The 23,600-nt window shown below is 51.6% G+C and carries 18 protein-coding genes; all 18 read right to left on the bottom strand.

All coding sequences use genetic code 11. The annotated features are described in order from the left end of the window. Positions 1-101: 101 nt before the first annotated feature. A complete protein-coding gene (locus AC0LWT_RS26885; RefSeq protein WP_474684360.1) occupies positions 102-4,091 on the bottom strand; it encodes an S-layer homology domain-containing protein in 3,990 nt (1,329 codons plus the stop codon). A gap of 780 nt (positions 4,092-4,871) precedes the next feature. Continuing rightward, positions 4,872-5,981 carry an MraY family glycosyltransferase gene (locus AC0LWT_RS26890; RefSeq protein WP_474684389.1) on the bottom strand — a complete coding sequence of 370 codons (1,110 nt, stop codon included), beginning with the start codon at positions 5,979-5,981 and terminating at the stop codon, positions 4,872-4,874. A gap of 137 nt (positions 5,982-6,118) precedes the next feature. Continuing rightward, on the bottom strand, positions 6,119-6,910 hold the full coding sequence (locus tag AC0LWT_RS26895) for a WecB/TagA/CpsF family glycosyltransferase (RefSeq protein ID WP_474684361.1): 792 nt from the start codon (positions 6,908-6,910) through the stop codon (positions 6,119-6,121). A gap of 59 nt (positions 6,911-6,969) precedes the next feature. After that, positions 6,970-8,106 carry a polysaccharide pyruvyl transferase CsaB gene (gene csaB, locus AC0LWT_RS26900; protein ID WP_474684362.1) on the bottom strand — a complete coding sequence of 379 codons (1,137 nt, stop codon included), beginning with the start codon at positions 8,104-8,106 and terminating at the stop codon, positions 6,970-6,972. After that, positions 8,082-10,133, bottom strand: coding sequence for a DUF5693 family protein (locus AC0LWT_RS26905; protein ID WP_474684363.1), 2,052 nt, complete (start codon positions 10,131-10,133; stop codon positions 8,082-8,084). The genes csaB and AC0LWT_RS26905 overlap by 25 nt, the downstream gene beginning before the upstream one ends. A gap of 182 nt (positions 10,134-10,315) precedes the next feature. Continuing rightward, positions 10,316-12,022: a phospho-sugar mutase gene (locus tag AC0LWT_RS26910; RefSeq protein ID WP_474684364.1), complete on the bottom strand. Its 1,707-nt coding sequence runs from the start codon at positions 12,020-12,022 to the stop codon at positions 10,316-10,318. 30 nt (positions 12,023-12,052) lie between these two features. Continuing rightward, on the bottom strand, positions 12,053-12,481 hold the full coding sequence (gene fabZ, locus AC0LWT_RS26915) for a 3-hydroxyacyl-ACP dehydratase FabZ (RefSeq protein WP_474684365.1): 429 nt from the start codon (positions 12,479-12,481) through the stop codon (positions 12,053-12,055). Between the two features lie 149 nt (positions 12,482-12,630). Beyond that, complete coding sequence (locus tag AC0LWT_RS26920) at positions 12,631-13,152, bottom strand: CDP-alcohol phosphatidyltransferase family protein (RefSeq protein ID WP_474684366.1); 522 nt, start codon at positions 13,150-13,152, stop codon at positions 12,631-12,633. A 111-nt stretch (positions 13,153-13,263) separates the two neighbouring features. Beyond that, positions 13,264-13,506, bottom strand: coding sequence for a DNA-directed RNA polymerase subunit beta (locus AC0LWT_RS26925; RefSeq protein WP_474684367.1), 243 nt, complete (start codon positions 13,504-13,506; stop codon positions 13,264-13,266). Positions 13,507-13,532: 26 nt separating this feature from the next. After that, positions 13,533-14,396, bottom strand: a complete 864-nt coding sequence (locus tag AC0LWT_RS26930) for a flagellar hook-basal body protein (protein WP_474684368.1) — start codon at positions 14,394-14,396, stop codon at positions 13,533-13,535. A gap of 55 nt (positions 14,397-14,451) precedes the next feature. Continuing rightward, a complete protein-coding gene (locus AC0LWT_RS26935; RefSeq protein ID WP_474684369.1) occupies positions 14,452-15,348 on the bottom strand; it encodes a flagellar hook-basal body protein in 897 nt (298 codons plus the stop codon). Between the two features lie 35 nt (positions 15,349-15,383). Continuing rightward, complete coding sequence (gene mreB, locus AC0LWT_RS26940; RefSeq protein ID WP_474684370.1) at positions 15,384-16,382, bottom strand: rod shape-determining protein; 999 nt, start codon at positions 16,380-16,382, stop codon at positions 15,384-15,386. Between the two features lie 180 nt (positions 16,383-16,562). Next, the gene (gene spoIIID / locus AC0LWT_RS26945) at positions 16,563-16,853 is read right to left on the bottom strand and encodes a sporulation transcriptional regulator SpoIIID (protein WP_474684371.1); all 291 of its coding nucleotides are present in this window, start codon (positions 16,851-16,853) and stop codon (positions 16,563-16,565) included. A 248-nt stretch (positions 16,854-17,101) separates the two neighbouring features. Then, positions 17,102-17,842 carry a peptidoglycan DD-metalloendopeptidase family protein gene (locus AC0LWT_RS26950; RefSeq protein WP_474684372.1) on the bottom strand — a complete coding sequence of 247 codons (741 nt, stop codon included), beginning with the start codon at positions 17,840-17,842 and terminating at the stop codon, positions 17,102-17,104. Positions 17,843-17,942: 100 nt separating this feature from the next. Next, on the bottom strand, positions 17,943-18,995 hold the full coding sequence (spoIID, locus tag AC0LWT_RS26955; RefSeq protein ID WP_474684373.1) for a stage II sporulation protein D: 1,053 nt from the start codon (positions 18,993-18,995) through the stop codon (positions 17,943-17,945). A 113-nt stretch (positions 18,996-19,108) separates the two neighbouring features. After that, positions 19,109-20,428: a UDP-N-acetylglucosamine 1-carboxyvinyltransferase gene (gene murA / locus AC0LWT_RS26960; protein ID WP_474684390.1), complete on the bottom strand. Its 1,320-nt coding sequence runs from the start codon at positions 20,426-20,428 to the stop codon at positions 19,109-19,111. A 245-nt stretch (positions 20,429-20,673) separates the two neighbouring features. After that, positions 20,674-20,925, bottom strand: a complete 252-nt coding sequence (locus tag AC0LWT_RS26965; RefSeq protein WP_474684374.1) for a DUF1146 family protein — start codon at positions 20,923-20,925, stop codon at positions 20,674-20,676. Between the two features lie 20 nt (positions 20,926-20,945). Next, the gene (locus AC0LWT_RS26970) at positions 20,946-23,462 is read right to left on the bottom strand and encodes a S8 family peptidase (protein ID WP_474684375.1); all 2,517 of its coding nucleotides are present in this window, start codon (positions 23,460-23,462) and stop codon (positions 20,946-20,948) included. Positions 23,463-23,600 lie beyond the last annotated feature (138 nt).

The raw sequence follows: 23,600 nt of genomic DNA on the forward strand, positions 1-23,600 counted from the left end.
AGTATACTATTTGCTATACACTCAGTCATTGATAAGTATTTTCCAAAATAAAAAACGCAGACGCCTCTTTAATGAGGTCATCTGCGTTTGCGAATCGTTGTTTATGGAACCATCTTTTGCTGCTTCATTACTCGATATGCAATGACGGAAGCTTGCGCGCGCGTCATGAGCTCTGTCGGATCAAAACGGTATGTTTGTTTCGCTCCGGTCGCGACCGTATTTGCAATGCCTTGCATATAGCCTGCCTTCACGATACCTTCTACAGCTGTTCTTGCATAGAAGTCAATCGAATTGGCATCCGTAAATGATTTCTGCAAGCTTGCGAGCGATTTTGTCGTATCCGTACCCAGCTTCATGTTCGCTGCCCGAGCGATCATAATCGCCGCATCCTGGCGCGTAATCGAACCGCCCGGATTGAACCGATTGCTGGCTTGGCCGCGGATAATACCCGCTCTCGCAGCCGTCTCAACAAATTTGTACTCGTATAAGCCGTAATCCATTTTCAGCACGTCGGAGAACGTAGCATCGCCCTCGTAGTCGAGTGGAACTTTAAACATCTTCACTAACATCTGAGCGAACTCTCCGCGTGTAATCGCATCGTCAGGACTAAAGGAATACGTAGTTCTTGCCTTCATAACCCCTTTGGAATACAAAGTTTCCAATTCGTTCTTCGCATAAGCATGTCCGGTAATATCGTCAAAAGATTTGTCCATATACATGACTTGATAGTAGCCGAACTTTTGGAACGGTACCGTGATGGTATTCGTTCCTGTGTCAACGACGCCTCCGAGATTTTTCCACCCACGGTCGGTTTGATTAGAATAGTTCGGATAAATGTCATAGAAGAACACCGTTACATATTTACCTGAATCCAGTCTGATAGACGAATTATATTTCAACGTCAAAGTACCAGGATTGGTCGGAACGACAAGCTCAGGGTAATTTCTGCTAAAGTATGATCTGCCTGAAATGCTTGAATCGTATGGATCCAAACCAGTACCTGTCAGACCGGCCGCCAGCTCCCCATTGGACGTTGTCGTCGAGCTAGGGTCAATAATAAATCCCGCATCCAGGTAATATAAATCGCTGGCCGTACCGAACGAATTCTCAGTTACCTTCTGAGTAATTAGCGATTTGTAATAGCTGTTCGTCGGATAAGTCGCTTTGTCTATACGTCCGTCGTTAACATCAGCCAATCCAAACAAGAGTTGACGATCATTAGTCAAGTATTGGTTATTGTTCGAGTCGGGCGAGTAGCGTCTCATCTTTGTATCTTTAGGAAATTTCAATTGAATTTTGCCGTTGAATATTTTCAAGTTCGCATTCATGCCCGTCATGTATTCAGCGCCTTGAATATCCGTGTTGGCGTAATAAAGAATAAAGCTCCCGTTTGCTTTACTAGTGCCGCGGTTTACAGTGAACTTGACCGTATTGGCGCCTGGCTTCAAATTTTGAATCGTGTACACATACTGGTCGTAGTTGCCTGTAGTATCGGAAACAGTTTGTTTGGTAGCTTGGCTTTTGCCGAAAACAACACTATCCGCATTTTCGGCGTTAATTTTAACCGTATAGAAGTTGCTGTTGATATTGGCTTGCAAAGTACCGCTGCTGTTCTTTATCAGAACAGGCTGAACTACTGTATAAGAGACATCCGACCTTGAAATCGTAATCGACTTGGTTGCTGTAATATTTGAATTGTTAGTAATGCTGAATTCAAATACGACATCGCTATTGTTCAGCAGGTTGAATGAGTTTGTCGTGAACGATTGCGGGCTTGATGTGTTATTGATCGCCGTAAAATAATTGCCCGTTCCGGTAGAGATGACGCTCTGATAGTTCGCGCTGGCATCTTTGGTCACGTTGTTGGCGTCGACAGTTTGGTGCAGAACCAAAGCATTGCCGTTTGAGTCCTTCGTATGGACAGTCAAACTCATCGTTTTGATTGTAGGAGTCGTACCATCCGACAACAAGCTTGAGAAAATACCTTTAAACGAAACAGTACGTTCCGTAGTTGTGTACGTTCCCGCTTGAGCCGCAGCAATAAACTGTGTGCCCGCTGTTCCGGTCTCGACCGGCTTGATGCTGGTAAATGACGGGGCCTCCGTGCTGTACAAATAAATGTTGTAGGATTGCTCAATAATAAAGGTACCACTGACATACACTCTGAATTTCAACGTATTCAGACCTTCTACAAGCACGCTTGACAAAGTTCCGAACGAAGTCAAAGGAATTTTGAACACATTCGGATCTGCAGCTGTACTAGGAGAGAAAATGGCATCGTCAGTGCTGCTGTTTAATGTAAACACATTGTTGTTAACATAGACTTCAACTTTATTCGTATTCGCGGTATCTTGGAAGAAGTTCACAACCCGACCCGAAATACAAGGTGCTGATGAAGCGAGCCCGCACTGCAGATTATTAATGTTTTTGATCGACATGTTGTTCGAAATATTGTTGACGGTAACATACGGTGCGTTGCTGATATTCAACGAATACGTTGTTATAGCAGCATTATATGGATTGCCCGCAGCGTCAAACGGGTAAATAACCATTTTTTTGGCGCCATCTGTTAATCCTTGAAGCTTGACTGTATACAAGTATTCTGTAGGAGACGCTGCACCTAAATTGTCGGGTTTGCGGATACCGGTCGTATTGTCGACATTCGGCGCCGTACCGCCGCTTACATAATCGGCCATATATGTCGTTCCGTCCAAATCGACACGAAGCGTCGATGTATACGTATTCGCATAAATCATCAATGTCGCTGGCAATTCGCTGATTACGTTCGTATCTGACAAGCTCAATTGGCTTTCTACGCCGGTTTTCAGAGTAACTTTATTAATGTAAGGTTTTGCAGGATCCACATATTTAAAATTGTAAGTCGTCGTCACATCGGAAAGGGTGCCCGTGCTATCCTTGAATGTAAATGTAAGCAACTGCGGATTGGCCGTGCTAATGGAAGCAATGTTAGTATTGACAGTAACATCGCTGACCGCGTACTCGCCGGACCTTGTTAGCGCCGAGTTCTTGCTCAAAGTAACTGTCGTGGAGGTTGCACTATTGGCGACAACTTTCGTTGCATCATTCGATGTAAAATCGACATTGCTGGCAATGGTTGTCCCATTAATCGCGATATCCGCATATGTATACTTCGTAACGGATGTACCGCTAAAGTAATCGCTCTTGATGCTGGCTTTAATCGTTACGGCAGTGCTCCCGAAAGTAGGAACCGTAATTAAATCTTGATAAGCAGGAGTTGCCGCAGTTGCGGCGATCTGACCGTTAAAAGCGAACGGGCCGCCATTGTCGTACCATATTTTCTTGGTTACGGAATATTTGTTCGTATCGTTGCTGGCGACAAACGTGATTTGGTTGTCACCGGGCGTAAAGCAAAAGTTGGTGGTCGATGAACAAGTCGTTGTCGATTTCGTTTTATCGTCCCCGGTAAAATAAACGGATCCGTCGCTGCTTAAGAAACCGTCTTTGGTTACAGTATCGCCCAGCATCATACCTTCAACTTTCGTTGAGTTAGGCGCATTGGCTTTAATTTGAATGCCGGTAGTGCCCGCTTTCAGCGGACCGCGGTTAACCGGATACATCGTACCGTCCACCCAATTGGCCGTATTGACCGTGAAACCGGACAAAGTAGTCGTAGGAGCATAATAAACCCACCCAGGTGCGGATGCATAAGAATCCGAATCGCCGAGCATAACGACGATTTTGTTTAAGCCCTCTTTAAGAGCGACATTTCGAAAATATACCTGATTGGCGGAAGATGTCTGCGCCTTGTTGTTTTTCTCAGTCGTTACGGTTCCCGAGTTCACATTCGTAACAACGTAATACAAGGAACTAATCTGGGAATCAGTTACACCCGTTATGTTCACATAAAGTGTAAAAGGCAAAGAAGTAATACGGGTAACTTTGCTATCGTCGGCTGGCGCTTCGGTTGAGGTTCCTGAGTTGGCCGTGTCCGTGTAAAGATTGGTGATCGTAAGCGTAGCAGCAGCATACGCCGTCATCGAGGGCAGCAAACTGACCAGCATCGCAAAAATTAAAGCTAAACTTGTCCACTTTTTCTTAAGTAGTTTCAAAACTGGCTCCTCCTTAATTGTGTCATTCATCTATTCTTTAAAATTTCAAGCTATCCTTCCTTATTCGACAATCCCTCCCAAATACTTCTATCATTCTACAAAATTAGACGTCGCAATAAACCAAAAGTTGTTGTATCATTCTTATCGGTAAAATACGCTGAAATGTTTAGAGCTAGAAAAAAATGAGATTACCCCCTGCCAAGGAGGATTCAAGAATGAACGAGTTGCGGTTTTCGGTTAAGCTTGCCGGAGAGACCATGATGATCTGCGCGCGGTTTGTGTGGCGTCGTATGAGCGGTAGGTCAGACCTAGCCGGGCCGGGAAAGCCTGGCTGCCCAGAACCCCCCGCGTCAGAGGCGACAGATACAACTCGCCTGGTTGTACGAAAAACCTGCAAAAATACATGAATTTGCGTCCGTGATCGCCGGCAACGAAGAATTCCTGCAATAGTGCAGGCTTTCCAGCAAAAACATGGACTCCGATTCGTTTTCAGCGAAAATTCCTGCACTTTTGCAGGTTTTCCGATAAAATAAACCGATTCCCAAAGAAAAACCTGCACTTTCGCAGGTTTTCTTTCTACCAAGCTGCTTCCTGCCAAGTTGCGCAGTTCCACGACCTACGGCAAAGAGAGGGCACGTTGGGATAAATCAGCTATCCCCCGAATTAGTGCCCTCTGCTTCCCCTAACCATAACAAAGTGTCCCGACTTTCTCGGGCAGCTTACCCAAATCAAAAAAAGCCCGGTCCGCTAAGGACTGGGCTTGTATTATTTTCAAAAAAACTATTTTCCGACCCGGTCGGTCTGAACCTGCTTGCGCATGAGCTTTTGCAGGAAATTCAGGATCGGCTTGCGGCTCTTGCTGATGATGCCGATAGCTTCGGCTCCGACGAGCATGATCAAGAAAAGCGCGACGACAATCACTACCCAGCCCCACAAAATTTGCTGAGACATCAATACCGAGCACACCACTGCGCTGCCGCCGAAAATCAAGGCGATTCCATAAATAATCAGCACGCTCGTACGGTGGCTGAAGCCCATTTGCAGCAAGCAATGATGCAGATGGCTTTTGTCAGGCGCTGAAATCGGCAGCTTGTTGACATAACGGCGTATGATTGCGAAGAACGTATCGGATAACGGTACGCCCAAAATCATGATCGGCAGCAGCAACGACACTACGGCAGCTTGTTTAAAACCGAGGATCGAAAGCGTCGCAAGCGCGAAGCCGAGGAACAACGCCCCGGAGTCGCCCATAAAAATTTTGGCCGGATGGAAATTGTAGAACATGAAACCAACGATGCTTCCAAGCAAAATGATGCTCAGCAGCACAACGGTAGCGTTCGGCATCATCAAGGCGAGCACCAGAATAGTAAGCGTCGCGATACCGGAAACGCCGGCCGACAGGCCGTCCAATCCGTCAATCAAGTTAATAGCGTTCGAAACGCCGACAATCCATAATATTGTAATCGGAATGCTCAACCAACCGATAGGAAGGTTCGTTTCTCCAAAAGGAATGTTCACAAGATCGATCGTAAGACCGAAAGAAACGACAACGCATGCGGCAATAAGCTGCCCAAGCAGTTTCCATTTCGGCGAAAGCTGGAACCGGTCGTCCAATGCGCCTGTAATAACGATAATAGCGCCTCCGATAAGCAGACCGAATGCCGCATCCGAGTTGAAAACTTTGAGTGCTGGAGAGATAACGAAATAAGCGCCGACGAAAGCAAGGAAAATAGCCAGTCCTCCCAGACGCGGCATAATTCGAGTATGTACCTTACGATGGTTCGGCGCGTCGACGGCTCCTACCCAGAAGGCAAATTTTTTGACCAAGGGTGTCAGCAGCAACGCCAGCAGGCATGAAGCGATAAACCCAATCGCATATAATCCATACATCTTCTTCTTCACAGCTCCTCTTGTCTTGGGTGGCAGGTTATCCGCCCGCCGAAATGAATTATACTCCGAATTGTCCGCGAATACCACTGTTAAATTTGTCTGAAATCGCTGTTTTCAGCTTATTTTCATAATTATTTTCAAACTTTTGTGACTTTATCTTTTTCGCGGATCACTTTCACTGCGAATTTCGGAAGTATAAGCATTCTTTTGTAGCGCCACGGCTCTTGCAAAAGCCGGTAAAACCACTCCAAGCGAAGTTTTTGAAACAAAATGGGGGCCCTTTTTAACTTGCCCGAAAGTACGTCAAAACTTCCCCCCACCCCCATCATTACCGGGATGCCAAGCTGTTGTTTATATTTGGCAATCCAGGGCTCCTGATTGGCCGCGGATCGTCCCACGAAAAGCAAATCCGGCGAAGCGTTCACGATGTCCCGGATGACTTCGGCATCCTGTTCGGCGCCGAAATATCCGTCGCGGACTCCGACAAGCCGGATGTCGGGGTACATGGCTCTAAGCCGATTCGCCGCCGCTTCAATCACATCAGGAGATGCGCCGAGCAAATAAACCTTCCACCCGCGCGGCTCTCCGATTTTCATCAGCTCGTGCAGCAGGTCGTAGCCTGCTACCCGCTCCGCCACGGGCTCGCCCACATATCCCGAGGCCCAGACTACACCCGTTCCGTCGGGGACGATCAGCTCGGCTTCCTGCATCATGCGAAGATAAGCCGGATCGTCAAGCGCGGACATTACCATAATCGGATTGGCCGTAATAATTTGATGCGGCCGTCTGCGCTCGATGGCATCGGTCAAATAAGCGACCGTCTGCTTCATATCCATTTTGGATATGGGAACCCCGTAGATCCGGACTTTTGGAACAGCTGCAGCCGAAACGGAAGCTGCTTGCGAAGCGGTCGATGTCTGCACACTCATGGAAATCTCACCCTTTATGACGTTGAAATCAGGACTTTAGTTCAGTCAAGACAAAAAAATTAGCTTTTGGAGCTGTAAAAAGCGGCGATCCGCTGCGCAGGACGCTGCGCCTGCGCTTTCAGCTCTTCGATGGCGGCGCGCTTGTCCGCCGCCCACTGCTCCCGCCCGCCGAGAAGCCGCTGCGCCTCGGCGGTCAAAGCGTCGGCATCGAAGCTTGCGGTCGATGCCGCGGCTTTCATGCCGAGCCGATGGAGGAACTGGTCGATCTTCGGATCGTACGAGATGCCGACCATCGGCACAAACTGCGAGGCTGCATAGATCAGGGAATGCAACCTCATCCCGATGAGCAGGTCGCAGCCGGCAACCTGCTCCAGCATGTCCTGCGGATGGGCGATGCCCCGCGCCAGCTCCACACGCCCCCCGTGATCGCCGCCCATGCGGTCGATCACGAACTGCGAGGCCGCCTCGTCCGAAGGGAGGTGGAAGGGCAGGAACCGCAGCCGCACGTCCGAGCGGGCTGCGAGCAGCTGCGCCAAGGACCGCGAGAGAGCTTCCAGCTCCGAGCGGTCCTCGTTCCAGAAGCGGACGGACACGCCGACCGTCCGCATCCCCGCGGGCGCGCCGTCGGCCGCGCCCGGACCGCCCGACCCGGACGCACCGCGCAGCGGCAGGCCCATGACCGGGTCGGGCACGACCTCGATGCGCTCCCGCGGGAGGCGCATCGAGACGAGCAGGTCCGCGGACTCCGTGTCGCGGACCGAGACATACGGGCAGCGACGGAACGCGCCGCGGATCCAGCCGTCGAACATCCGGCGGTTGACCGGGCCGATGCCCTGCGAGTATACGAACGCGGGCTTGCCCAGCCACTGCGCCAGCTTGAGAATCGCCAAGTAGTAGACCATCGACTTAGCGCTCGTGACGTCCTGCAGCAGGCTGCCGCCGCCGCTGATCAATCCGTCGGCTTCCCGCAGCGCTTGCAGCACGGCTCCCGGCTTCATCCGGTGGTAGGCTCGGACACCGTACATCCGGGCGGTTTGATCGGGACTCGCCGACAGCACGATCGGTTCGATCTTCACGCCCTGCGCCTCTCCCTGCTCCTGCAGAGCGAGCAGAATCGACTGCAGGACGGCTTCGTCGCCGCTGTTATCGAAGCCATAGTAACCGGAAAGCACTATTTTACAGCTCGGGGCACCCATCGTTTCCAACTCCTTGCGACAATCTCCCATGCTGCAATCAGTACGAGGCCAATCAATACGCCGAACCCGATTCCGTACGAAATGCGGATCAACGAAATGTGAAGCGGTGTATGCAAATGTGCGAACGTATCGACGATCGACAGTTGGCCGATAACGCCGATAAAGAGCAAATACACAGCTTGTCTATACCGAACGGACAGGTAGGCCCCTAACAGGAAGAGCGGATGCGCGATCAGGAACTCCTTCGTCCGGGGACGTACGCCCAGCGTATTTTCCAGGAAAGAACGGAACAATTTTTCAAACGCGGATGCTTGTCCTTCGTTCCCTGTTCTCGTTAAGTAATAGTAAATTGCCGCAAGAGCAACAGCCGCCGTGACGACCCAAAGCACACTAATATAGGAAGAAAGAATTTTTCGAATTTGCGCCAGCTTGTCCGCGTACGTGTTGTTTTCGCTGAAAAGCAGCAAATAGAGACCCACGATCCCGATTGGAATCAAATGCAGCACTCCCACGCCGCGGAACTGCTGCAGCACGAGCATATATGTGATGTGATTCAGCAAAGCGACTTCATATAAGACTCCGATGAAGGAGATCGCCGAGGTTTTTATCAGCTGCCATAGTCCGTAAGCGAGGCCGGATTTCCACTTGGCCGCTTGCCCTGACCGAACCGAATGGATCGCCAGCATCATAGCCACGCTCGGCGCGCAAATCGCCGTACCCAGCGCCAGCCCCTGTGCATACAGATTTGCTGAAAGTATATGCAGCGCCGCGGCTCCAAGGATGCCGACCACAAATAAGAACAGTGCGGCTTCAGGCACGAAAAAGGATAAGGCAAGGGCGATCAAGCTGACTCCGCCAATTAGTATTAATGCACTCGCCGCCTTCTGCCAGGAGGTTGTCGTTACTTGGAAAGCTTTGGCTTGCCCCAAAGTAAAGCCGGCTTTTTCAATGCGCGGTATGGCCCCGTCCTTTCCGTTCAAGCTCTCGTACAGGGCGTTCAACGGATCGACCAGCTTCGCTTTGTCCGGATTTTTAAGCGGCTTGGCGTTCAAATACACCATGCGGATGTCGCGGTCCTTCACGGCAAGCACGAACCGGTCGGCGACCCCTTGTATCCGGTCCTCCAGCTCCGGTTTGGTCAGCGGCTCCATCAGCTTCTCGCCGTCCTTTTCCGTAAACGAATGCAGCCGGACGACATCGTAATTCGTTTGCTTGGCTAATGTATTGAACCCTTTTTGAGGCTCCTTGAGCATTTCGATTGCCGCCAGACCGATTCCGTTCTTATGAAGAAGTTCGGCCATTTTATTCAGATTGACTTCGGTATTTTCTTCCGTGTAGCCGGGAACTTCACTGCCGTCCACAATCATGCGCCTGACTCCGAGGTCATACAACTGCTTGAGCAGCCGATCCATATCATTCGTTACGAACGGCCGGCGGTTCGAAAGCCGCACTACGATGTTGAAGCCCTGTTCTTTGAGCATCTTCAACGTCAACGGATCCGGGTCCATCGACTTGATCGATGCTTCGTCCGAGCTCATTTCAATCACAAGCCCGTTTTTATTTTTGAAGCTCCACGGCCTCGTCGCTACTTTCAAGTCGCCGAACGCCTTCTGGATCATCGGCTGCAGCGCTTGCTGTGTGGCGTTATCGGCAAACAAAATATAAGTGAAGTTCTCGTTCGGATCGCCGAAAGTTTGTGTCAACGACATCGCATCCCGGGAGTTGTACATCTCGATTCTGCGGCTCTCCCTCAGCTCGGAGAGGGTCGATTCGAAGACGGATATGGAGGTGATTCCCGCCTCTTTCATGCGTTTGAGATGATCCGCAACAAAGCTTCGCGGATTCGTCTGGACATCTGCAATATCCAGCAAATTCCGGTAATTGAAGACGAACTCCACCTGCTTCTCGGACGTTTCCGTCTGCTGACGGGCGTATACGAGCGGAAGCGAGCCGAGCATGCCTATGATGACGAGCCACCACAAAATTTTTCTGAAGGGACGATTCCACATTTGATACCGCTGTATCAAGTCATTCACTCCTGTCTGTCTGTTCGGCGCATTTCACTTATACATTCGAAAACCTCTCCATTCCCTGAAGCCGCGGGAGAAGGTCAAATGAATACGGATTTGCATTCCAGTTATCATTCATTAGACGACCTATCCCCGACTCAGGTTCTGAAGAGGTTCATTCCATTCTATTGAAAATTTTATCAGTTCTGCGGCTGCGCGTCTACACGGCTAAGCACGTAGCGGATAATGCCGTTCAACTGTTCGGATGCTTGAGCGCCGGAATTTCCCTTCACCGCAAAATAGAACTTGATCTTGGGCTCTGTGCCGGATGGACGAAGGCAGAACCAGGAACCGTCCTCCAGGATGAATTTCAAGACGTTTTCCTTCGGCAATCCGTGAATGCCTTTTTCGTAATCTTCCACTTCGGCTACGCGCAGGCCGTGAATATCCGCAGGGGGATTCGTTCTCCAATCCTGCATGATCCGTCCGATTTGCTCGACGCCGTCCTTGCCTTTGAGCGTTCTTGATTCCAGCTTTTCCAAAAAGTAGCCGAAAGATGCGTACAGCTCCTGCAATACCTCGTACAAGGTTTTGCCCTGCTTCTTGTAATAAGCGGCCGCTTCGCAAATGAGCATGGCGGCGATGACCGCGTCCTTGTCCCTGGCGTAGTCGCCGGCCAAATAGCCGTAGCTCTCCTCATACCCGAACAAGAAGGTATGCTCGCCGGATTTTTCGAATCCGGTCATTTTCTCGCCGATATATTTGAAACCGGTCAGCGTATTTAATGTAGGCACTCCATAATGATTGGCGATAACCGCTCCCATTTCGCTGGTTACGATCGTTTTCACTACGACGCCACCCGCAGGCAGGGCACCGCGCTCTTTCAGGCTGGACAACAGGTAGTTGACCATTATCGCCCCGGACTGGTTGCCGGTCAGCACGAAATATTCGCCATTCGAATCTTTCACTACGGCCCCCATGCGGTCCGCATCCGGATCGGTTCCGATGATGATATCGGCATTCCAGGCTTTCGCTTGCTCGATGGCAATCGCGAAGGCGTCCTTCTCCTCCGGGTTCGGGGATTTGACGGTCGAGAACTGCGAGTCCGGCTGTTCTTGCTCCGCCACTACGCGCACCTGTTTGAAGCCGACCGCTTTCAGCACCTCGCGCACCGGCACATTTCCCGAACCGTGAAGCGGTGTAAACACAACGCGGAAATCGTCGTTGATTTCCTTGATAACTTCGGGATTCTGACTTATTCCCGACACAGCCTGAATATATTTGGCGTCTACTTCTTCGCCCAGCCATTGCAGAAGCCCTTGCGACTCCGCTTCCGCTTGCGTCAGCTTCTTCACTTTATCAAAAGCATCCACGCCGTTCACTTGCGCGATGACCTGTTCTGCAAACTCGGGAACAAGCTGGCCGCCGTCCGAGCCGTATACTTTGTAGCCGTTGTACTCCGGAGGATTGTGGCTGGCCGTGATTACGACACCCGCCGTCGCTCCGAGGTAACGCACTGCGAACGAAAGCTCCGGCGTCGGGCGAAGCGTTTTGAATACGTAAGCTTTCACTCCGTTTCCTGCAAATACCAAAGCGGATTCCAGCGCAAACTCAGGCGACATATGACGCGAATCATAGGCGATGACAATAGAAGGGCTTGGCGTTTTCGTTTGCAGCACGTATTGCGCTAACCCTTGCGAAGCGCGTCCTACAGTGTAAATATTAATCCTGTTCGTGCCTGCGCCGATTACCCCTCGCAATCCTCCTGTACCAAATTCCAGATCCTTATAAAAACGATCCTCGATTTCCTTAGCATCCCCGCTGATAGCGCGCAGTTCTTCCTTAGTTAAGGCATCAACAGCCGGGTCCTCCATCCATAATTGGTATTGTGTTTGTACACGCGTCATAGTTGTCAGGTTCATCTCCTTTTATCTGTCTTATTTATTAGCAAGGGCGAACATAAGCTCGCCTTCGACTACCACTTTGTCGCCTACTTTCGCTACGGCCTGTCCTTTTACAATCGTGCCTTTCATTCTGGTTACCGTAAGTTCAAGTGTCAACGTATCGCCGGGCACGACTTGCTCGCGCCAGCGAATACCGTCTGCGCCGGCAAATAAACCGATCTTTCCTTTATATTGAGGCATGGAAAGAATCGCCACAGCACCTACCTGTGCCAGCGCTTCTATAATAAGCACTCCCGGCATCACCGGGTATCCCGGGAAATGTCCGGCAAAAAACGGTTCATTCATCGTTACGTTTTTGATGCCTACAGCTCTGACCCCTTCTTCTAATTCCAAAATGCGGTCCACCAGCAAAAAGGGGGGCCTGTGAGGGATAATCTCCTGAATTTGATTGATATCTAGCATGCCGTTGATGCTCTCCTTTCGATGTTTGCATAAAACACAAGGCAATAACTTACAATAATGGTGTCCCCTCGCGATCTGCAGCAGTGAGGGTTGATATAAGGGAGCTTATGTGTAGACCCGTTAGGCAGGTCCATACATAGGTTCTTTTTTCACGATTTCATATTTGCTCTGCGGTTTAATAAGAGGAATTGAATGATATAGATAATGGAAGTTGCAAAGGAGACGATGATGACGAACCACAGATAGACCGTAGCGAAGTCTAACTGAAAGACGATAAATAATATGGCCAAATAATACAATACGGTCGTCAGCTTCCCCATTGCGTTAGCGGGAACGGTCAGCTTGCCCCGAAAGTGAACCAATGCCGAGCCTATAATCATGCCAAGATCCCGAATAAACATCGCTGCCGCCGCCTGCCAAGGGATCATCCCGGAAATAAGCAGCGAGAGAATGACGGCGATCATCATGCATTTGTCGGCGAGCGGGTCCAGCATAACGCCGACCTGCGTGACGAGCCCCCGGGTTCTGGCTATATATCCGTCCAAGATATCGGTGAGTCCGGCAAGGAGCAGGATGAGGAATGCGGTCCGGACGTATCCGTCAAAAAATAAGATCAAATAAACAGGGATCAGGCCAAATCTGCTTATCGTCAGGATGTTCGGTAGATTCAAGGTACCCCTCCCCTTGCTGCCACGCCTTATATATTTCTATACCCTTATCCTAAACCTTCATCCATTATACCTTTCCTTACCAAAAAATAAAACTCCCACGAGGGAGTTCTGTTAATTTGCAAACACCAGATCGTACAAGTGTTTCCAAGTGCTCATATGAAAAATTTCCGAAGCCGGCTGGCCGCCGAATTTGCTGTAGCCGAGCCAAAGACCGGCATAAATGGCCAAAAGCGCCAGGACAGGAATACGTATTATCTTTATAATTAGCAGGACGATTTTCAACCATTTAGGCTTTTGCTTTTTTTTAGGTTTTGGCTTCTGCTTATCTTTCGCAGGAGCTGACGTTTCAGACATCGAACCCGGTTCCCTCCCTATCTCCATCAGGCACGCAAGTTATTCGCGATGTTCATCATCTGATCGGAAGAAGTGATCGCCCGGGAATTCAGCTGAAGCGCTCTTTGCACCATGACCAAATCCGTCATTTCATCGGATAGGTTAACGTTGGATTGCTCCAGGAAACCCTGCATCAGCGTTACCCGGTCTGTAGGGTCGGCTTGAGCTCCGTTGACGTTTTGAAGAACATTCTGGGTATTCGCCACGCCGGCCTGCAGCGTGTACAGGTTCTCTCCCATGTCCTGCAGAAGCTGCGGACGCACGACGCGAACAAGCTTGATCTGCTGCCCTGTATCGACGGGAGCCGAGCCTGGCGCAAGCTCGTTGTACGCTCTGATTCTGCCGTCCGGTTCCACGACAGGACGGGAATTAGCCTGGATACGGATCGGCTGGCCGTCGGTGCCGTTCACAAAATAGCCTTCCTTGGTCGTCAGCACCGAGCCGCCGGTGCCGTCCGGGGTCAAGCTAAACCCGCCATTGCGCGTCCACGCGGTCTGAGGGACTTGAACCCCGTTCTGATCGGCCTTGTAGACCGTTACTTCAAAAAGCCCGTCGCCTTGAATCGCAAAGTCCGTCGAATTCCCCGTAGGCTGAATCGGTCCTTGAGCCATGTTCGTCTGAATTTGCACGAGCCTTGCGCCCCAGCCTTGGTTAAAACCGAGCGGTGAGAACCGCCCCTGCTGGCGAAAGCCTTCAGGCTGGTTTTTGATATTCGTCAAGACATCCTCGAAGGAGGCCTCTTTCTTTTTGAATCCGTTGGTGTTCACATTCGCAATATTGTTCGCCAAAATATCCAGCTTCTGTTGCAAGCCATGCATAGATACCGACGAGTTGATCATTGAGTTGTTCACGGATAGTTCCCCCTAAGAGATCTGCTTCAGCAAAACCGGCTTCGAATCCGTCGCCCTATACGCGACCGACTTCATTAGCTGCTTTATCCATGCTTTTGTCGTAAAACTGAATCACTTTTTGGTTCGCTTCATACGCGCGCAAGGCAGACATCATGTCGACCATCGATTGAGCCGAATCTACGTTGGAGCGCTCGATAAAGCCTTGGCGCACCTCAACCTGGTCGCCTGGCGCAACCTGCGTTACCGTGGCTTCATCGCCGGGATTGATGCGGTACAAGCCGTTACCTTCGCGAAGCAGCAGGTTCGGGTTCTCCGCGCGGGACAGCATCAATCCGATCGGCTGGTTTGCGGCGTTCAGCATCGGCTGGCCATCGCTGTTTAGAAGCTCCCCTTTGTCGGTTACCTTAAAAGTGCGGATCGGCAAATTGGTTGCAGGATCAACCAGCACGATCGGCTGGCCGTCCCGTCCGAGCACCCGGTTGCCGTTGCCGTTCACAAGCTGTCCGGTCGGGTCGACCGTGAATTTCCCGTTCAACGAATAGCGCTGCTCGCCGTTCGCGTTCTGCACCGTAAACAGCGCTTGCGGTTGGAACGTAAGCGTGCCGTCCGCATTCACATATTTGCCCGAAGCGTCAAACGTTGCCCCGGGAACCTGAATGTTGGAAACAAGCGCGAAGTCAAAAGGATTTTGCGTCTCCTGCAAGTCGCCTTGCGCATGGAGCGAGATATTCTCTTCGGCGAACACGCCTGTGTTCAGCCTTCCGAGCGGAGCCGTCGAGGCGCCTTGGCCTCCCCGAATCGTGGAGATCAGCATTTCCGGAAACGAACGGGAGAGCGAGTTGCCTTGCTTGAATCCCGGCGAATTGATATTCGCAATGTTATTCGTAATGGTATCGTGTCTCCGCTGCTCGGAAATCATTCCGGAGGCCGCGGTGTATAGTCCTCTCAGCATGCATCTTCACCCCTGTTTGGAATCGCTAAGCCTAATTAGAATTTGCGTTTGGTCACTTTATCCAGGTTGTCCAGCATGATGCCCGTTCCTTTGACGACGCAGGACATCGGGTCCTCGGCAATCAAGACGGGCACCTTGAGCTCGTCCGCCAGCAATTGGTCCAAACCGTGCAGCATCGCTCCGCCGCCGGTCAAAATAACGCCTCTGTCGATAATGTCCGCCGAAAGCTCGGGCGGGGTCCGCTCCAGCACGCTCTTGGCTGCCGTCACGATGGATGACACCGGATCCCATAGCGCTTCCTGCACTTCGCTCGAATGAATCGTAATGGTCAGCGGCAAGCCCGATACCATGTCTCTTCCGCGAATGTCCATCTCTTCGTCGCGGCCGTCCGGATACACCGTTCCGATTCTGATTTTAATATCTTCGCTCGTCCGTTCCCCGATAAGGAGCTTGTACTTATTTTTGATATACTTCGTAATGGACGTATCGAACTTGTCCCCCGCAATCTTAATGGAAGAGGAGGTGACGATGTCGCCCATTGACAGCACGGCCACATCCGTCGTTCCTCCGCCGATATCTACAACCATGTTGCCGCTAGGCTGGAAAATGTCCATTCCGGCGCCAATCGCCGCCGCCTTCGGCTCTTCTTCCATGAATACTTCCCGGGCACCGCTGCGCTCAGCCGCTTCGCGGATCGCCTTTTGCTCGACCGAGGTAATGTTGGTGGGAGCGCAAATGAGAATTCTCGGATGAGAATACCATTGTTTGCCCCCCACTTTGGCGATAAAATGCTTCAACATCATTTCCGTGATCTCAAAGTCCGCAATAACGCCGTCCTTCAACGGACGAATCGCGATAATGTTGCCCGGCGTACGGCCTACCATCCGGAAAGCTTCCTCGCCGACGGCCAGCACGCGCTTCGTATCGCTTTCAATCGCAACAACGGAAGGCTCGTCGAGCACGACGCCTCGTCCTTTGACGTGGATGAGCACATTCGCCGTGCCGAGATCTATCCCAATATCCTTGCTGAACATTTCCTGTTAATCCTCCCTAAACCAACCGTCCATCCCGTGAAGAATCGGCGCTCATATATATAGTTCTGATCTATAAGCTAATTATAAGCTAAATTCGCTGCAAATGCATAATTTCCTCTTTTTTTTATGATAATCGACAAAAACCATTTATAGGAAGCGTCCGGGGGGGTGAACGGATAGCTAGGACTTGACGGTCACTAAAGTTTCGGAAGGCTTCGGACTTCTCGTTTTGCGGTATTTGATTTTCGTCGCTTCTCCTCCCCTAAGGTGCCTGATGGATTTGTGGTACTCCAGAATGTGCTTGACCTGATTGGCCAGGTCCGGGTTGATTTCCGGCAGTCTTTCCGTCAAATCTTTGTGCACCGTGCTTTTGGAAACGCCGAATTCCTTCGCAATGGTGCGGACCGTGTTCTTGGTTTCAACGATACAGGTACCGATTTTAATAGTCCGCTCTTTGATGTAATCGTGCACTCCCCTCGCCTCCCTACTCGAGATAGTTTGGTACATTATATGAGGGGCATGACTAGATATTCTACGTAACCAAGCCTGACAAGCCCAATTCGCGCATTTATTTATGAAAATCCCGGCTAAGCCAGGTTAAATGTTCCAAAATGCTGCCTCCCTGACGATGAAAAATCAGCCGCAACGATCACCGAAATCGCACGCAAACGCGCAAAAAAAAGCAGCCAGTTGACCTGACTGCTTGATCATATAAGCTTTTATTGCTGTTTGTCGTTCAAAAGCGTTTCCGGATTCAGCGCTGCGCCATCCGCGCCTTGGCGAACTTCGAAGTGAAGATGGACGCCGTCTTCTTTTTCCAATTCGTTGCGTCCGGCTTTGGCCAGCACGTCGCCTTTTTTCACGTCGGCGCCTTTCGTTACTTTCACATCGGCCAAGCTCTGATAAACGGTCACCAGGCCATTGCTGTGCGTAATTTCAACCAGACTGCCGACGACCGGATTTTGCTCAACGGCCGTTACTTTGCCGCTCATCGCAGCGAGTACGTCGAAGGCCGCCTCGTCTTTCGCTTTCAGGTTGATCGCGGTATGAGGGATGAGCTGGTCATTGTATTGAATCATGGCCGCTTGCTTAACCTCATTGGACGCCTTTGCATCGTAGAATGGCATTGAAATGCTGACTTGATTTTTGTCTTTCACAGGCCATTGCATCGTTTCCGGCTGAGCCGAAACCGCAAGTGCCCCGTCCGGCGAGCTGGAGCTTTGCGCCGTTTTGTCGCTGCTGCTAACCTTAATGCCCAGATCTTCTTGGCTGACTGTTTTTCTTCCGACATCCTGGTACACCCACATTAAGGTTAAGATAATTGCCGCTGCTGCCATATACGCTGCTGGGAATACCCACTTTTTAGCTAGCAACCTCTTCCATGTGGATGGGACGCCTTGCGCTCCTTGATCATTTTTAGGAGCCTCTTCCTTTTGAAAACCTTTGTTTTGTTCATTCATGGTTATCACCTCATCAACCATTCTTGACACATTTAAAGGTTTTATACTTTCCGGAAAAGATATTTTTATAGAGACGCCGGATTGGATTAATCTGCATTTTTTAGGAAGTTTTCATAAAAGCGGAGGCTTTCTCAATAGAGATGCCCGTGTAATAATAGGTTACGATGTCCGAGGCGCTCTTCCCCTCTTTGGCCATGCCGTTAGCCCCCCATTGGCTTAAGCCGACGCCGTGGCCGTACCCGTAAGTCGTGAATTCAAGCTGCGTGCCTTTCCACTTCCATTCGAATTGCGAGGATCCCAGTCCCAACTTCTCTCTCGCTTCGCGGCCGGAGAACGTCTTGCCGCCGATGGCGATCTTCTTGATGCGGTGGCCGGCCGACCATTCCAGCACCTTCATTCCGTTCGCGCGGGCGCTTGCCGCCGATATGCCGGAGACGCCCAGTTTTTGCTGTACCGTCTTATAGCTGAGCGTCAGCGTCTCCCGGTAGCGCGGCGAAAGATTTACATCCCACGGGCTCGGCTTGCTGCGCAAATAAGGGGTGGCGACGCCAGGCCAGTAATCTTCCGAATTCTCGGTGTATCCGTTGCTCGTTGAAAAGAAAGTGGCGTTAATCGGCTTATGCTCGTAAATGAGAATCAAATCTTTCGTTTCGCTGACGGCTCTATCGATTTTGGCCATATTGGCTTTGTAAGTTGCAGGGTCCCACTTATCCCGCAGCTCTTGTTCGTTCAAGTAAGCCTGATGCGAAGTGGTGTCCGTAACCAGCGCGTCGCTGACCGGTACGTTGCTGTAGTCTTTTTCCAAAATCCTGCGCACGACATAGGTTCTGGCGGCCATCGCCTGGGCCTTCAACGCTTCCAGCTCGAACTCGACCGGCATTTCCGCCGCGAGCACGCCTTTGACATACTGTTCCAGCGGCACCGTCTCAATCATGTCTTTCTTCGTCAAATAGACGGGAATCATCGGCCCCTGTTCTTGTCCTTCAGGGCCGTTTCGCGAATCATTGCCGACAGTGGGCGTGGCGGTGTGCGGAGGAATCTTTTTAACTAGTATTCCGGGGACGATGATAGTGACGGCAAGCATACTGGACAAGCAAACTGCGAACCAGAGGACGGCCCTGTGCATAAGGGCCCTTTTCTTCTTGTACATCATCTAGTGCCTCCATGAGTGCGGCATTTGGTATACCCCATCTTATGAGAGGAATTACTAGAATAGAACACGGAAAAGCCGGCCCCGAGGAGCCGGCTTGTCGAACTTTGCGTGTATTAAGCCATGGATGGCTGGATGTTGAAAAAGCCCACTTCCGGCTCTTCCTGCTGAGCGGGCTGTGGCACAACCCTGTGAATGTCCGCGCCGAGGCCGCGAAGCGCCGAGGTAATGTCCACGTAGCCGCGGTCGATGTGGTGGACGCCGGTGATCTCCGTTTCCCCGTCCGCTGCGAGCGCGGCGAGGATGAGGGCGGCGCCTGCGCGCAAGTCCGTGGCACACACTTTGGCGCCCTGAAGCTTCGCATTGCCGCTGACAAAGGCCGTTCTGCCGTCCACTTTGATTTGCGCGTTCATATTCGTGAATTCTTCCACATGCATGAACCGGTTCTCAAACACGGTCTCGGTCACGAGACTGGTGCCGTCCGCCACCATCAGCAGCGCCATCATCTGCGACTGCATATCGGTCGGGAAGCCGGGATACGGCAGCGTCTTCACGTCTACCGCGCGAAGCGGTCCGTTCGTGCGAACCCGGATGCCGTTCTCATCCTCTTCGACGATTACGCCCATTTCCTGCAATTTGGAAATGACAGGACGGAGGTGATCGCCGATCGCGCCTTCCATGTAAAGATCGCTTCCCGTTATCGCGGCGGCGATCATATAAGTTCCTGCTTCGATTCGATCCGGAATTACCGTATGTACAGCTCCTCTGAGCCTCTCCACGCCTTCTATGCGTATAACACCCGTTCCCGCGCCGCGAATCACAGCGCCCATCGCATTCAGATAGTTCGCCAAATCTACGATTTCCGGCTCCTTGGCGGCATTCTCGATAATCGTCGTGCCTTCGGCCAGCGTAGCCGCCATCATAATATTTTCGGTGGCGCCGACGCTCGCGACGTCCAGGTAGATTTTGGCGCCTTTGAGCCTGCCCTTGATCTTGGCTTCGATGTAGCCCTGGCCGAGCTCAATTTCCGCCCCCATCGCCTCGAAACCTTTGAGATGCTGATCGATCGGCCTTGTGCCGATTGCGCAGCCGCCGGGAAGCGAAATGCGGGCCAGCCCCAGTCTCGCCAAGAGAGGTCCCATGACCAAAAAGGAAGCTCTCATTTTGCGGACGAGATCGTAAGAAGCTTCGCAGGTCGTGATCTGCTGGGCGCGAACCCGAATCGTCTGCCCTCTGTACTCCACTTCAATTCCGAGACTTTCCAACACTTTATTGATAACCATTACATCGTCAAGGGGAGGCGCGTCGTGAATGACGCTTTCGCCTTCCGCCCCCAATATGGAGGCTGCGATAATCGGCAATACCGCATTTTTCGCTCCGTTTATCTTCACCTTGCCGGCTAATTTTCGGCCACCGCGGACGATAATTTTGCTCATCATGGTCCCTCCGCGAACTTATTTTGATTGACTATATGTTCTTTTCATCGATACAGCAAGCTGAAACGCTCACTTTTCACATTTCCTAAGTTTATCATCTCACCCTATATTGGACAACTGTGTTCTTGTGGAATTTTTTGGGCTACCCATAGCATTCGGATGAAAGTTCTATTTAGGTCCGTTCTACTATCCATTGTTGACAAGAAAACTGCTCATTATTCGAAAAAACGACGAAAAATCGGAGTTTAAAACATCCGGCCAAAACCGATGGACAACCCCAGGTATTGCATGAAAAAGCTGGCTACAAGCTGGCCTAATGCGATGGACAGCAAAATTTGCAGCATGATGGCCTGTGCGCTCCTGGGCCGTTTGAGCAGAACGTCGAACCGGAACTCCTGCAGCGCCCACCATGAAGCGGCTATGCATACTAAATAGACCAGAATGTTCAAAATTGACGAAAAGGACGCAAACGAGCTTAACGTACTGCCATCCGCCATATAGACGCCCCCTATTTCGGTTATCGGTTCAATACTTTCGCTAGCATGGTGACGAATTCTGCGCGCGTAGCCTGCTCCTCAGGCCGGAACGTACCGTCCGGATAGCCGGCAATCCAGCCGTCCGCCCACATTTGCTTGAGAATTCCGGTTCCCCAGTACGATTCGTTCACATCGGTAAACGGTGAATTTCCTCTCCGCTTGCCGGTCATGTTCATACTGCGGGCCATCATCTGCGTCATTTCCATGCGCGTCAGCGTCCGATTCGGTCCAAACGTGCCGTTCGGATAGCCGTCGACAAGTCCGGCCAGCACGGTTTTGGCCACGTACTCATACGCCCAGTTCGAAGAGTCCATGTCCTTATAGCTGAGCTCCGCCTGCTTAGTCAATCGGAGCGCGCGCGCCAGCACTGCGGCGGCTTCAGCCCGGGTGATCGGGCGGTCAGGGCCGAACCGGTAGTTGCCGTAGCCGCTGATCACATCCTGACCGGCCATCTGGGCAATGGCATTCTGCGCCCAATGGCCGGCGATATCGATAAAGCCGCTAATCAATGGGTAGCTGCCTATGTTCAAATGGTACAGCTGGCTGAGAAACGCTTGGTCCGATTGAAGTTTCACGTAGTAAGTGCCGGCCGCAAGCTTTTGCTCGAAGTATAGAGAGCTTGCTCCGTAATCGTTTTTGTAGGAAGACAGTTCTTCCAGACTGCTGTCGTACAGAGAAGCATAGATCGTCCTGCTTGTCGGAATATTCATTAAGCTGAGCTGCGCCAAACTGTCCTGACTGAGGCGGAACTCGAACCAGTCGATATCGTCGTCCTTATGAAACAATCCCTCGTAATCGGTAAACATGCTGACATGAGTAGCCTGATACGGCTTATCGTTCGGCTCGTTCGGATCGATCAGTTTGGGCGTGAATTCAATGCTGAGCGTATACTCGCCCATAATCGGCTCTATATAATCTTTGACGTTGCTGATGCGGATGTAATACTGGCCCGGAAGAAGTTCCATCGGCGGACTGACCTCCGTAGCGCCGTCGCCCCCCTGATCGATCGTGATCGACTTTTCTCCCTCTTTTTGAAACAGGATGGCCGGGTCGATCCGGGCCGTATCGACGGACACCTTCAAGCGCATCGTGCCCGATTGCTCAAGCGGGATCATAAACCAGTCGACGTCGCCTTTTTGATGAAACGTTCCGCGAATGGTCTGGCTTCTGGCCGGAAGCACATACGCTTTATACTGCTTATCGTTATCTTCATACGGATCGCGGTAAATGTGGAAATCCGTGCGCAACGAGTAGTCCAGCGCTGTATTGCGCGTGCGGTCCACTGTCTGCAGCTGTACGTAGTTCCGTCCTTTGCTTACCGGAATGGAAATCGGTCCGGCGGTGTCGGTTGTGTACATCCCGCCCGCTCCCGTGCGCACGCGAACGCCCGAGCCGTCTCCTGTCCGGATCGTCAGCAGCAAAGTTCCGTCGTAAGGAGCATCGATTGCGAACCAGTCTTGATCCTGAGCAGAGCTTAACGATGAGTGGACGTCCGTATGAACGGAGATCGTGGCCGCCATATCCATCCGGTCATTCGGTTCGAACCGGTTTTCCTTATACGGCTGCGTCAGCGCGCGGTCCACCCGCAGCATCCCGTACCCCGTATGGGCGTCCCAGCCTGTGCCTTCCAAATCCTCCGCCGTCTGTTCCAAAAGACTGCGAACCTGGTAAGCCTGCAGGCCCGGATACTTGCCCCAGACCAGCGCTGCCGCTGCAGCGACCTGCGGAGCCGCCATCGAGGTGCCGTCCTGGTACTGGTAGCCGCCTCCGAGCGCGGTCGTGTACACGTCCCAGGGAGCCACAAGGTCAAGCTCCGGCCCGAAATTCGAGCGGTAGTCCGCATGCAGGTCCGCCGTCACGCCGCCAACGGCCAGCACGGTCGGATAGGCTGCCGGGTATTTGACGCTGTTTCCCTCATTGCCGGCGGCCGCTACAAGCAGCACGTTATGGTCCTCCGCATATTGCACGATATCCGCCAAGTAATCCGAATATTTGTTCAGTCCGAGGGAAAGCACGACGATCTTGGCGCCGTGATCCACTGCGTAGCGAATCCCTTCGCCAAGCTTGGCCTCGCCGCCCGTACCGTCGGATTCCAGCGCTTTGATCGGCATCACCTTGGCGTTCGGGGCAATTCCCGCGATTCCTTTATCATTATTGCGGACAGCCGCAATGATTCCGGCCACATTCGTTCCGTGTCCGTTGTCGTCGAACGGCTTTTGTCCGGGCTGGAGCAGGTTCGTCCCATCAACCAGATTCCCGGCTAAATCAGGATGCGCAAGGTCAACGCCGGTGTCGACAACGGCCACCACGATAGGCGTCTTGGGATCGCCCGCCGCAGCCCACGCTTCATTGATATGAATCGTATCCAGATACACTTGCTTGACCCGCATCGGGTCGGTAGATTCCGGATATGCCGCTTCTGCTTTCATTGCCGTTCCTGCAAGTTCCATAACCAGTATCATTGATGTAATAAGCAGCAGGTGCCGGGTCATTTTCATGAAATCACAGGTCCCTCTTATTCATAGTAATTTTATTATAGTAATTTTTTAAGCTACTGTTCATAATAAACCTTTTACATTCTGCATTCAAACCCGATTTCCCTGCCTGCCAGGCAAAAAAACAGCCTTCTCCCACAT

This window comes from Paenibacillus sp. sgz302164 (genome assembly GCF_056120505.1).

What these genes read in the sequence shown, in the direction of transcription:
- AC0LWT_RS26890 (WP_474684389.1), bottom strand. Translation starts at nt 5,981, where the DNA reads ATGTATGGATTATATGCGATTGGGTTTATCGCTTCATGCCTGCTGGCG.
- AC0LWT_RS26950 (WP_474684372.1), bottom strand. Translation starts at nt 17,842, where the DNA reads ATGAATGAACAAAACAAAGGTTTTCAAAAGGAAGAGGCTCCTAAAAAT.
- AC0LWT_RS26965 (WP_474684374.1), bottom strand. Translation starts at nt 20,925, where the DNA reads ATGGCGGATGGCAGTACGTTAAGCTCGTTTGCGTCCTTTTCGTCAATT.
- AC0LWT_RS26970 (WP_474684375.1), bottom strand. Translation starts at nt 23,462, where the DNA reads ATGAAAATGACCCGGCACCTGCTGCTTATTACATCAATGATACTGGTT.
- mreB (WP_474684370.1), bottom strand. Translation starts at nt 16,382, where the DNA reads ATGTTCAGCAAGGATATTGGGATAGATCTCGGCACGGCGAATGTGCTC.
- AC0LWT_RS26935 (WP_474684369.1), bottom strand. Translation starts at nt 15,348, where the DNA reads ATGCTGAGAGGACTATACACCGCGGCCTCCGGAATGATTTCCGAGCAG.
- AC0LWT_RS26895 (WP_474684361.1), bottom strand. Translation starts at nt 6,910, where the DNA reads ATGAGTGTGCAGACATCGACCGCTTCGCAAGCAGCTTCCGTTTCGGCT.
- csaB (WP_474684362.1), bottom strand. Translation starts at nt 8,106, where the DNA reads ATGGGTGCCCCGAGCTGTAAAATAGTGCTTTCCGGTTACTATGGCTTC.
- AC0LWT_RS26910 (WP_474684364.1), bottom strand. Translation starts at nt 12,022, where the DNA reads ATGACGCGTGTACAAACACAATACCAATTATGGATGGAGGACCCGGCT.
- spoIID (WP_474684373.1), bottom strand. Translation starts at nt 18,995, where the DNA reads ATGATGTACAAGAAGAAAAGGGCCCTTATGCACAGGGCCGTCCTCTGG.
- AC0LWT_RS26925 (WP_474684367.1), bottom strand. Translation starts at nt 13,506, where the DNA reads ATGTCTGAAACGTCAGCTCCTGCGAAAGATAAGCAGAAGCCAAAACCT.
- fabZ (WP_474684365.1), bottom strand. Translation starts at nt 12,481, where the DNA reads ATGCTAGATATCAATCAAATTCAGGAGATTATCCCTCACAGGCCCCCC.
- murA (WP_474684390.1), bottom strand. Translation starts at nt 20,428, where the DNA reads ATGAGCAAAATTATCGTCCGCGGTGGCCGAAAATTAGCCGGCAAGGTG.